We start from the raw sequence: 12,103 nt of genomic DNA, 5'->3' as shown, positions 1-12,103 counted from the left end.
CGCTCCAATCGGCCGGCCACGGCTGGTATCACCGTTCAGTTCCCGATTTTGTCCAGGCCCTGCCCTTGTTCCGTTCCTGTTGCCTCGTCCTCCCGCCCGGCCTGGCGGGCCTTTTCCTCGTCAACCAATGCCAGCAGCACCAGACCCACCAGGAAAAAGGCCACCAGCGACAGGATGGCCGTCCGGGCGCTGCCTGCCATCAGGGTGATGGCGGCGAAGACCCAGGGGCCCCAGATGGAGGAAAACTTACTGAAGAGGGTGTAGAAGCCGTAGAACTCGGCGCTGGCCTGCGGCGGGATCATGGAACCGTAGAGGGACCGGCTCAGGGCCTGGGACCCGCCCAGAACCAATCCCACCACCACGCCCAGGGCGAAGAACTCCCGGGCATTCTGAATGAAATAGGCCACCACGGCCACCGCCGACCAGATCACCAGGGTCAGCATGACCGCCTGCCGGGTTCCCATCCACAGGGCCACTCGGCTGAACAGCAGCGCCCCGGCGGTGGCCACGATCTGGATCGTCAGCAGAGTCACCATGAGGGCGGTCGTGCTCAGCCCCAGCTCGTCCTTGCCGTAGATGGTGGCCATGTTGATGGCGGTCTGAATCCCGTCGTTGTAGAACATGTAGGCCAGCAGGAAAGTCGCCAGGTGGCGATAGCGGCGAACCTGGCGGGCCGTCTGCAGGGTGCGGGAGAAACCGGCGGCCAGGAGGGCGATCCATTGCGACCGGGCGGACTGCCCGAGGACCGGGACTTGCCGACCGGGCGCCTCGGAAAGATGCCGCCCGGTCACCAGGGTGAAACCCGCCCACCAGAGCCCCGCCATCACCATGCCCAGGCGTGCCGCCAAGCCTTGAGCCATGCCGAGCCGACGATGGCCGGCCACCAGTCCCAGGGCGAGAGCGAACTGGAGGCCGCCTCCCACGTAGCCGTAGGCGTATCCCTTGCCCGAAAGCCGGTCCATGGCGTTTCGGCCGGGGGCGATCTGAGGTAGGAAGGCGTCATAAAACACGTTGCCGCCGACGTAGGCAACCTGGGCGATCAGAAAGAAGAAGAGGGTCTTGAAGACATCGCCTGACTGGCAGAAGTAGAGCAGTACCGTGAAGAGGGAGCCCGTGTAGGCGCAGGCCAGCAGGAAACGCTTCTTGGAAGCCGTCATATCGGCAACCGCGCCCAGGGTGGGAGACAACAGAAAGGCGAGGAAGGCAGCCAGGCCGGCGGTAAACCCCCACAGGGTGGTGGCCCTGTAAAGGGTGTCTCCGAGTCGGACGCCCTCGAGCCCCACTACCGCCTGGGCAAAATAGGCGGGCAACAGACCCACGGCCACGGTGGTGGTGTAGGCCGAGTTGGCCCAGTCGTACATGCACCAGCCGAAGGTGCCCTTGCGGGCGCCGGATTCGGTCATGAGAGGTGTCCCGGTCGCGCAGAAAACCGGCGGTCAAAGCGGCGGACTCGGCGCCTGCCGGTTAGCGTCGCGCCCGTGTTTCAAGCCTGCTAGAATACAGATAGAAAACGGAGTCTATCATGCTCCGAAATTTCGCAGGCGGGCTGGCCGTGCCGGACACGGTGCGGCCAGTGCAGCCCCTCACTTGCGGTAGAAACGACGGCACCAGCCGGCGGCCCCGCTCTTGCATCCGTACGAAGAGCCCATGAGCGACAGGAAACAGCAGGAGGCGACGGCGCGGGGCGCCATGGTGATCGCGGCCATCGTGATCATCATCGCCGGAATTCGAGAAGCCTCGGCCATCCTGATTCCTTTCCTTTTGGCCGTGTTCATTGCGGTCATCGGGGGACCCTTCGTCTTCTGGCTGAAACGGAAGGGTGTTCCTTCCGCCCTGGCCGTGCTGGCGGTGGTGCTGGTGATCTTGGGAATCGGCATTGGCATGGGAGCGGTGCTGAGCACCTCTTTCAACGGCTTTTACCAGCAGATGGATGCCTACAAGGCAGGCTTGAATCAACAGATGGACGCGCTGTTCGTTTGGCTGAAGGCCATGGGCATCCGTCTCGACTGGGAACTGTTGAGGCAAGTGGTCAATCCCGGGGAGGCCATGCAGCTTGTGGCCACCCTGCTGGCCGGTTTTGGAGGTGTGCTGACCAACGCCTTCCTCATCATCCTGACGGTGGTCTTCATCCTGTTGGAGGCTTCGGGATTCCCCGCCAAGCTGAGGGCCGCCAAAGGGGACCCCAAGGCCTCCTTCCGCGCCTTCGAGGAGTTCACCCATGCGGTGCAGGGCTATCTGGCCATCAAGACGGCGGTGAGCCTGGCCACCGGGCTGGCGGCGGCCTTGTGGGTGGCCCTGCTGGGTTTGGACTTCCCGCTGCTCTGGGGGTTGCTGGCCTTTCTGTTCAACTATGTGCCGACCATCGGCTCCATTGTGGCCGCCGTTCCGGCGATGTTGCTGGCGCTTGTCCAACTGGGGCCCTTCCCCGCCCTGATGGTAGGCGTGGGCTATTTGTGCATCAACTTCGCGTTCGGCAGTGTGATCGAGCCGCGCTTCATGGGACGCGGTCTGGGCCTGTCGACTCTGGTCGTCTTTCTGTCGTTGGTCTTCTGGGGATGGGTGCTGGGGCCGGTAGGAATGCTGCTGTCGGTGCCCCTCACCATGACCGCCAAGATCGGCTTGGAGAGCAGCGACACAACTCGCTGGCTGGCCATTCTGCTGGGTTCGGAGAAATCCGCTGCAGCTTCCCTGGAATCCACTGCCGGGGAGACCGAAACGCGGGAGGGAGAACCCGATCCCGCCCACGCCCCGACAGAAGTCTCCCCTTCTACTCACTGAAACCGGCCGCCATCGTCTCCTTGCAGGCGTGTACCCGTTTGGATTTCTCACGGCGGGGCATGATCGGAGCGCCGGGTTTTCTACTTCAGCAACGACTCGCGACCCAAGAGCGCGGCTTGCGCTAGCGAAAAGGAATAAGCCTGACCGGTAGAACGATCTGGTCTCCAAGGACCGAAAGCCTACTCCCGGCTGAGCAGGATAGCGCCGTCCCCACTCCGCTCCCCAGGCCTGCCACCGTCGTTGATCACGCCGTAGGCGACAAATGGATTGTTGCCGGAGGTCTTCCTGATCTGAACATACCCTTGGCTGATATTGCCTAGAATCCCATTCCCCTGCTTCCAGCGGCGGGGATCGAGCCTTACCCGTTTCGTTCTCGGTTGAGACTCCCCGGTGCCGTCGTAGATCGTGATCTCGAATGTGCTGGAGCTGCCGTCGACCTCGCCCGTATTGACCAGGGCCAGGTTGCTGCGGTTCTCCGCGTTCTGCTGCAGCCCGTAGATCCAGGCGCTTTCGACCGTGGCCAAGCCATAGGGCACCGCGTTGTAGAAGAGGCTGTATTGTCCTCCTCTTTCGTCCGGAGATCCCGTCCGGGCTCCGATCACTATGCCGCTCATATCCCCCTCGGACGGGGTCGCGAACAGGGCTCCCACGAAGGCCGGACCAGCCGGACCGATGCCGACCACGCCCTGCTGGCGTAGCCAGTTGACGATTTGGGGAACGATCCTCTGCTCGCCGGCTTTGAGCCTTAGGCTGAAAGTCGCGGTATCATCGCTGGTTTCGACGGCATCGGCCACAAAGCTGAAATCCACCTGCTTGTCCGACGCCGAGAAGTTGGTGACGGTCAGCTCACTGGTGAAGCCTGTGTTTTCGATGATGACCGGCAGGGTCCGGCCTCTCGTCTTTTCCAGGCTGGATTCGGTAATCGGAAAGACGAAGGAGCCGTCCGAGTTGAAATTGTCGTTGATGACTCCGTAGGCGTAGAAGGGCGAGCTTCCGGCGACCCTTTCCACCTTGACATAGCCCTGGGCCGAACTGCCCAACGCTTTCAGTACTCCATCGTATTGGCGGAACTCTCCCGGTTTCAACCTCTTGTCACCCAGCATCCGACTTCTGGTATCGGCACCATCCCCGGAAAACACTGTGGTCCTCAAGATGATCTCACCCTCGGTCCCCATGTTCTGGAGGGCCACGTTGGATCGGTCCTGGCTGTTCTGCCGCAGTCCGCATAGATAGACTGCTTCCTGGAACCCTTCATTCTCGCCAATGCCGGGATAGGCCAGGCCGGCGCGGCCCTCTGGTACGGCCGTGGTGGTCCGCGCCACCACACTCACGGCGGAAGAACCCGCAACCTCCACTCTCAGTGTCCCGAGGCGATTCCCCGAGTGGGGAATGGGAATACCCAGTTGTCTCAAATACGACAAGGCGTCGGGTTCGATTCTCTGCCTCCCCGGCGCCAGTTTGTCAGTGGCCGTTCCGCTTCCGCCGCCTCGATCGGCCGTGTAGGTGTAGTGGAGGGTTGCCTCCTCCGATCCCCGGTTGTTCAGGGTTAGCTCCGAGGTGAAGAGAGCATCGTTGTGCCCTGCCAAGGTCAGCAGGACGGGGATGAACAGGTCACCCCCCGATGTCGGTTGCGGTCCTTCACCGTCGCCGGGGTTTAAAACGGCTGTCACAGTGATGTCGTAGTCTTGGGTTTCACCGCTCTCGTAGTTCTCACAGATCCCTTGGTCTGCACCATGTGGCTGCTTGTATTGCACGCGGACGCGCAGGCGAACCCTACCGATGTGGGCGTCTTGCGGTGCGGTCACCGTTGACGAGACGGTGACGGGATGTCTTCGGTTTGTCAGCCGAGCTTCCCTGTTCATGACCTGTTCCGTATTTTCATCGAAACGCTCGTCGCCGTTCCAATCGATCCACGCTTCCACGCGGTTGACGTCGCCCTCGACCGGGATCCGTACGCTGGCGGTAACGCGAAGCTCGACGGTGGAGCCCGCTTGCACACTCACCGTCTCGTCATAGAACCGGTGGCCGAGATTTTCGTCGTCGGCATGGTCCAGGGAACCCAGAACGACTCTCGTGATGTAGCCATATTGGTACAAGTCCGGCCCGCTAGGACAATAGGGAGCAACACGTGAATCCGTGTGCACTTCACAGGCCACCAGCCATGTTCGCCACTCTCCTTCGAGCTTCGGCGCTTCGGCGGCCATGTGCGCGGTATAGGCCGCATACTCGCCTTGACGCGTGTACTTGAGCAGTGTGTCGATGAAGTCGCGGTGATTCGCCATCAAGAAGCGGACAGCGAGATGCCTCTGGGCGTAACTGGTGGGGATGGAATCGGAATGGAGGAGCGTTTCCGTCAACGAGTAGGGAGATTCGCATCTGGGCAAGCCAATGTAGGGAGACACTTCGGCGGAAAGGTACTCTGCGAAGCCCTCCACCCACCAATGAACGCTATCGTCGTGTCCGCGATAGGGGCCATGGCGGTTGTAGCGGCCATCCAGGTAGTGAGCATACTCATGCTCGAAGTTTCGAATGGGCAGTTCTGGATCACGGGCGTGTTGGTTGGGTACGTATTCAGTCACGATGAACTGGGCTGATGAATCAGGATCCGACGGATCATGTTCGTAATAGATGCCGCTGCACGTATCCACGCCTCTGCCGAATGCCGGAAATTGCATTGCCCAGCAAGCGTCTCCGTCGTTGAATACGTACACATCCAAGTGGCTGTTGAAGTCGTCGGGTACCGGCGTACATTGGGTGCCGAACAAGGTTTGAAAGGCTTGACCCTCTTCATACATCCTCTGGCAGGCCGTCGCCAGCTTGTCCGCCTCCAGGTCCTGGGCATGGATGGTGATGGTGTCTCCGGAACAGGCGTTGACGGGACACACCATCGTGTCTGTGAACAGCGCGGCTCGGAAGTTGGCTTTGAAGCCGTCGCCGGCGTACCAATCGCACAGGCCGTATCGCTCGCAGTTCCCGACGTCGTGGTAGTCGATCTCGCCGACCAGGCGAAGAAAGATATCTTTGGCTTCGGGCCGGTCTCGATAGGTGGTGAGGACGGACAAAGCGATCGGCAACACGTATTCGTAGTTCGTTGTGTTTTTGTGCTGGAAATAGTGCCCCAATTCCATGACGGATCGTTCCATGATCCACTGCGAGGAGGTTCCCAGCCACCGTTCGGCCAACACGAAATCCCGCAACGCATGGACAAGGCCCCGGTATTCTCCGAAAAAATCAGCGAACGGGGGACGTACATGCCCCCAGGAGACAATGTCCAGCATCACATCCATCTGATCGTGGAAGATTGGATTGGCGGCGTAGTTGTCGTCCCAATCGTTGAGCCAATCCTCGACCAGACTCAAGTACAGCCCGCTCATCTCGTAGAAGATGATGGCGTATCCGACGTCATTCAGGGTATCGGTGTGCTGTCTGCCGGCATGGCGGAACAGCGGGTGCTCGACGAAGGAGTCGATGGCGGCCTTGACGGCCCGATGCACAGGCGATCCGGCCTCCATGGAGTAGGTTTCTGCACTGTTCCATTCCTCACCATTGCAACTGCGGTCCAAGAGACAGTAGTAGTGGATATACTCGGCCGCCCGCAAATAGAGGAAAAGCTGATGAACCCCTTCGTTTCCAAATCCGGTGTAGTCTGCCATTGCCTCGGGGATGCTGTCGGCCACGGTGACCACGTTCGACTCCCGGGATACGGCAATTTGCAGCGGCGCATCCAAATCGCTTCTAAGGCGGTCGAGGCATCTTCGGTCGCCTCTGCGCACCACTTCGACCAGGCGGTCGCCGGTCGCGCTACGCAAGGCGGCATAGAGGCCTGAGCAGGCTTCGTCCGATCTGACCTGGGCAGGCGACTGGGAGAGCGCGACAAACGCGACGGTGATGAGCAGCGTGACGCGACTCGCTCGGATCGTTATTTCTCCAGCAAGTTCTTGCATTGAAATTGCGCTAGTAATTGCGGTGATTTCCGCAGCCGCCTCGAAAAAACCACGAGAGTCGATAGCCGCGAAGGGGAAGTATCTGTTGGCTGAAGAGCATACGGACGATGAGAACGTCCGCTCAGACCCTTAGCGAGGGATGCCCTTAAGATGCCAAGGAAGCGACCAGGGCCCGCGCGAAACTGACCGCCAGGGCAGGGGAACTGGCAGGTGATTACTGTCCCGAACACTTAAACTGATGGAACGCACAGCCGTCGATCGATTCAGCTACTTTGCGGATGGCTTCCCATCCCAGCCGCGGAAACAAGCTCTTAGCCCCCGCAATCGGCCAGCGAGGGAACTCACCGGCGTATCCCTCAGTCGCTCTCGACATCGAAATGGATGATCTCGGTAAAATCGTACTGTTGGAAGTTCTCCGCCCTGTCCCAGACAGTCATCTCGGCAAGGCCCCAGGTGCCCGGCGCCGATCCCGGCGGCAGAACAACGGTCCAGGTATAGGTGGTCCACCGGGAAGGGTCCCCGGACGGGAAAAGCTTGTCCCGATTCGGATCAGGGCCGAAGTACTCATGCTCGATGCCTTGCGGATCCCGCAAGTTTAGCCAGGCATACGTGAATCCAGAGATGTTGTCACGGATGCGGAAGGTCAGAGTGACCAGCGTCTCGCCGTTGGGTGCCTCCGGATGGGTAGGTTTGGCGCTGACCTGAATGGCGTTGAGGTCCACCTCCGGGGCTTCGGTATCGGGGTTATTCGTAACCAGTTCAATTTGTTGTGCCGTTTCATCGATGAATGATTGTTCTGGCCTGAGAAGGTGACCCGGATCGCCAAAAAAGACACCGGTTGTGTTCAAGGCAAGGTCAGTCATCCTGATATAGTTCATCGTGTACACCGACGACGGCATGTAGTGCGGCATCAGGAACAAGACTTCGCAGCGTTCGCTCTGTGAGTCGTAGACGCCGTGCTCCTCAAAGCGATAGGTTTCCAGGAGTTCGTCGTTTATGGACGCATAACACGGATTGTTCTCTATCAATCCATTGTTCTCGTCCACCTGCCAACTGGCCCGGATCACCTGAATCTCTTGTCCTTCCCGCGTTTCGACGGACTTGGTGAGCGACGCCGAGTTCCTCACATACGCCGGAGGAGTAACATCCTCAAGCGGATTGTTCACGTAGAGGCTCCATCCGAAGTCGTCACCCCGTTCAAACCGCTCGTTGCCATGTTCGTCCCGGATCTTTACCTGAATGGGAAACCAGTAGCCCCCCTTGGCGAATTTGCTCAGGGTGAATTCTCCCGATAGCACCGTGTCCGCCGGTGCGTTAGCGATACCGCCGGGATGCAGAAATATATCCTTGTAGGTGCCGACATCGCTCATAACCCTCATGAGCACATACTTCGCCCCCTCGAGCACACTGTCCAACGCATGCAGTTCGACCTCGATCCGAACGGTCTTGTCTTCCTCCGCGGCTCCGCTGACCTGAATGTCCACCCTGCGGATCTTGCCCGGAAAGACATAGTCGGGAAACAGGTTGTACACCTCGAAAGTCAGGTCCTCCCGGATCTTCGAAATGTAGATGTTCCCCTGCATGATGCGGTCGCGCACAAACTCGTACTTGCCAATGGCTCGAGACCTGAGCTTGTCGGGGTTGATCACGAAGAAGGCGATCGACTCGGCCATGTCCTCATCGGGGTTCTTTTGGTGGGCATAGGCGCTGACGAACTCGGTCTGCTTGGTGGTGGACCAGCCGCTCGGGCTGCGCACGTCCTTGTACCAGCCGCCCAGCTCGATCCAATCCGCCTTCAACCGGTCATCGAACAGATGTGCCCAGAGGAAGTGCGCCTTTTCGTGAAGGATCAGGCGGTGGACAGCCGAGATGGATGCCTTTAGAAAAGCCGTGTCCATGAACTCGATATAGCCGGAATCCGGCCAGGCCACCGCGGGAGCCTCGCTATAGAGCGGATGGGGGGTCCCGTCCAGGCGGCGGACCAGGTACTTCAGCTCCGGGATCTTGTGCATGCCCCCGGGCATTTCCTCGAGGGTATTGATGAGCTGCACGATCTCCTCGGAATGGAATTTCTGGAAGCGCGAAGCGGCCTCTCCGGTGGTCGAGGCAGTGAGCGCCTCATAGGTCGTGTGTTCGGTGATCCGCGTTGTGACACCGAACCGTTCCTGAAGGATCTTCTCGTAAGACGCCTCGTGCCGGCCGTTGTCGGTGACGAAACGCACCAGGGCATGGTGCAGCCGCTGCGAGTAGTACTTTCCCCGCTTTCCCTCGATCAGCGCGATTTTGGGGCTTGCGTTGACAAAGGCCTCCTCTGAGATCAGAACGGTCCTCTGGCTGAACACGTCTCCGCCGGTGATCCGGATGTCGTTGTGGACGTGCTCCGAGGTGAGCAACCACTTGCTTGCGCCCCGCGATTCGTAATCGGGATACAGCTCGTCGTCCTGCGGAATCGCCCTCATCGTCTCCAGCAGCCGATAGGCGTGTTCCTGGGTCCAGGAGCCGCTCTCGCTGTCGACCAGCAGGATGCTGTAGTCGTGATTCAGTCTAATGGCGGAGGAGTTGTCGCTCACCTCAACCGATTCGTCGAGGAACTCCACCTCCAGGGGTTGATTGACGTGGGCGGAGTAGTCGTAGCCGGCCGTGCTCTGATCTTCTTCCCAGTGGTATACGAAGGTGTCCGGGTCCAGGGGCGCCAGGAGGTACTCCCGGTTGATCGCACCCGGCGGAGGCGAGGTGATCACGCCTCCCTCCAGGCGGAATCGCCTGGCTGGCGGCCCGCGGTAGCCGGTCTTTCGCACCGTGACCACGTAGTCACCGTCCGGCAGTCCCTCAAAGACAAAGCCGCCGTCGGGACCCGGGACAGTCCTTTCAAGCGCTCTGCTGCCGCAGGTGAGCAACACTTCGACGTCGTCGAACGAGCCCGGTCCCTCAATTCCGGAGACGTGGCCCATGTAGATTCCCGTGCCGGGGCCACCGTCACTGCAACTGAGCGGGGCATCGCCAACGTCACTGGCCGCGAGGCCACGGATGCTTTCGTTCTGCCGCTGTCTGTGTTCGAGGTCGGTGGCCTGGCCCAGAAGGTACCGCTCGCTGTTGCCGCCGATGGATCCAGCCACGAAAATGGCAACGATCACTGCGCGGACGAAACTGCTCGCAACCCGATTCGCGAGATTCATGTTTCTGCCCGGCCCCTGTGCCAGACGGAAGCGAAGCCAATGCGAGGAAAATCCAGATATCGGTGCGTGACCATTCTTCCTGGAGCTGCCACCGACGATCATTGGGCGTTCCATGTTCGCCTTCTCTCAAGATGGTTGGGCAGAGTGAGGGGGCAGGCGGCGCGCTTTGACGCTCTCGCGCAGAGAAGATGCAAGCCGGGCTTGCCCATTAGCCACCGGGAAATCATAAAAACTCTGTGACATTCGCCACCCGCATCTGCGCCAAGATCGCGGGCCCATGTGGAAAAGCCCTTCGGTCGATCTTCATCGTCTCAAGGCGGCAACCCGCTGGCGTAGTCCTCAGTCGCTTTCCACGTCGAAATGGATAATCTCGGTAAAGTCGTACTGCCGGAAGTTCCGCGCCCTGTCCCAGACAGTCATTTGCGCAAGGCCCCAAGTGCCCGGCGCCGATCCCTCCGGCAATATCACCATCCAGTCGATGTCTGTCCACTCAGACGGATCTCCGGACGGAAAGCGGTCGGAACGATCTGGCGTGTAGACGTAGAACTGATGGTCGATGCCCTGCGGATCTCGCAAGTCCGCGGAGGCCAGCACAAATCCCGAGATGTTGTCCCGAACGCGGAAGCTCAGGGTGACCCGCGTCTCGCCGTTCGGAGCGCTCGGATTAGTGGGTTCGGCGCTGATCTGCATGGCGTTGAGGTCCACCTCGGGCGCCTGGGTATCGGGATTGCTCGTAATCAGCTCAATTGTTGGCGGAGTTTCGTACGTGGAGGGTTCGGTGGTATCTCCGAATTGGAAGCTGGAGAAATTTCCCGCCACATCCAGCATATCGATATGAACCAGGGTGTAGACGCCGCTCGGGAGATAGTCAGGCGCAATGAGCCAAGCTCGGCATAGACTCTCCTGGGGATCGTACTCGTAGGGGAAATTCAATCCGGCTCTAAAACTGTAGGTGTCTGCGACATCGACTGTCAGGTTCATGGCGCAGTCTATGATGCTCGTATCCTCCTCCACTTCCCATGTCCCCTCGACAATCTGCACCTCCCGGCCCTCGAGCTGTCTTGTATATTTTGTCAGAGACGCCGAGTTCCTCACATACCTCGGGGGGGTAACGTCCTCAAGCGGATTGTTCACGTAGAGACTCCATCCGAAGTCGTCTCCCCGCTCGAACCGCTCGTTGCCGGCTGGATCCCGGATCTGTACCTGGTTGGGGAACCAGTAGCCCGCCTTGGCGAATTTGCTCAGGGTGAACCCTCCCACAAGCACCGTGCCCGTTCTCGCGTCACCTTCGGGGTAAAGAAAAACATCCTTGTAGGTGCCAATCTCGCTCACAACCCTCATGAGCACGTTCTCCGCCCCCTCGAGCACCTTGTCCAGCGCGTGCAGTTCCACCTCGATCCGGACGTCCTTGTCCTCCTCCGCGGCTCCGGTGACCCGAATATCCACCCTGCGGATCTTGCCCGGAAAGACATAGTCGGGATACAGGTTGTAGACCTCGAACGTCAGGTCCTCCCGGATCCTCGAGATGTAGAAGCTCCCCTGCATGATGCGGTCGCGCACAAACTCGTACTTGCCGATGGCGCGTGACTTGAGCTTGTCGGGGTTGATCACGAAGAAGGCGATCGACTCGGCCATGTCCTCGTTGGGGTTGATGGCGTGGGCATAAGCACTGACGAATTCGGTCTGCTTGGTGGTGGACCAGCCGCTGTCGCTCCGCACATCCTTGTACCAACCGCCCAGCTCGATCCAATCGGCCTTCAACTGCTCATCGAACAGATGCGCCCACAGGAAGTGGGCCTTTTCGTGAAGGATCAATCGGTGGACGTATAGGACAGACCTGTCCTTGTAAGCGCTCTCCATGAACTCGATATAGCCGGATTCCGGCCAGGCTACGGCAGGAGCGCCCGGATAGAGCGGATGGGGGGTCCCGTCCAGGCGGCGGACCAGGTACCTCAGCTCCGGAATTCTGTGCATGCCGCTCGGCATTTCCTCCAACGTATTGATGAGCTGGACGATCTCCTCGGAATGGAATTTCTGGAAGCGCGACGCGTCCTCTCCGGTGGTATAGGCCGTGAGTTCCCTGTAGGTCGTGTGGTCGGCGACTCGAGTGGTCACTCCGAACCGTTCCTGGAGGATTTTCTCGTAAGACTCCTCGTGCCGGCCGTTGTCGGTGACGAAACGCACCAGGGCATGGTGCAGCCGCTG

Annotated in this window: 5 protein-coding genes; 1 reads left to right on the top strand and 4 read right to left on the bottom strand. The window is 60.0% G+C overall.

What is annotated here, in order from left to right; all coding sequences use genetic code 11:
• Positions 1-35 precede the first annotated feature (35 nt).
• Positions 36-1,403 (bottom strand): MFS transporter, encoded by a 1,368-nt coding sequence (locus OXI69_07160; GenBank protein MDE2665911.1) that lies wholly within the window; start codon positions 1,401-1,403, stop codon positions 36-38.
• A 244-nt stretch (positions 1,404-1,647) separates the two neighbouring features.
• Between OXI69_07160 and OXI69_07155 the strand changes: the two genes are divergently transcribed.
• The gene (locus OXI69_07155; protein ID MDE2665910.1) at positions 1,648-2,778 is read left to right on the top strand and encodes an AI-2E family transporter; all 1,131 of its coding nucleotides are present in this window, start codon (positions 1,648-1,650) and stop codon (positions 2,776-2,778) included.
• A 179-nt stretch (positions 2,779-2,957) separates the two neighbouring features.
• On the opposite strand, the gene OXI69_07150 is transcribed toward OXI69_07155, so the two are convergent.
• The 3 genes from OXI69_07150 to OXI69_07140 all read right to left on the bottom strand — a co-directional run.
• Positions 2,958-6,722: a collagenase gene (locus tag OXI69_07150; protein ID MDE2665909.1), complete on the bottom strand. Its 3,765-nt coding sequence runs from the start codon at positions 6,720-6,722 to the stop codon at positions 2,958-2,960.
• Positions 6,723-7,078: 356 nt separating this feature from the next.
• A complete protein-coding gene (locus tag OXI69_07145; GenBank protein ID MDE2665908.1) occupies positions 7,079-9,856 on the bottom strand; it encodes a carboxypeptidase-like regulatory domain-containing protein in 2,778 nt (925 codons plus the stop codon).
• Between the two features lie 381 nt (positions 9,857-10,237).
• The coding region (locus tag OXI69_07140) for a hypothetical protein (protein MDE2665907.1) at positions 10,238-12,103 on the bottom strand (1,866 nt) is incomplete at its 5' end.

Source organism: Acidobacteriota bacterium (assembly GCA_028875575.1).
Lineage (GTDB): Bacteria > Acidobacteriota > Terriglobia > Versatilivoradales > Versatilivoraceae > Versatilivorator.
The sequence above is the reverse complement of the archived record's forward strand: the minus strand, read 5'-3'. Positions and strand labels throughout refer to the sequence as shown.

Excerpts from the sequence above, each read along its gene's own strand:
- OXI69_07160 (MDE2665911.1), bottom strand. The coding sequence starts at position 1,403 with ATGACCGAATCCGGCGCCCGCAAGGGCACCTTCGGCTGGTGCATGTAC.
- OXI69_07155 (MDE2665910.1), top strand. The coding sequence starts at position 1,648 with ATGAGCGACAGGAAACAGCAGGAGGCGACGGCGCGGGGCGCCATGGTG.
- OXI69_07150 (MDE2665909.1), bottom strand. The coding sequence starts at position 6,722 with ATGCAAGAACTTGCTGGAGAAATAACGATCCGAGCGAGTCGCGTCACG.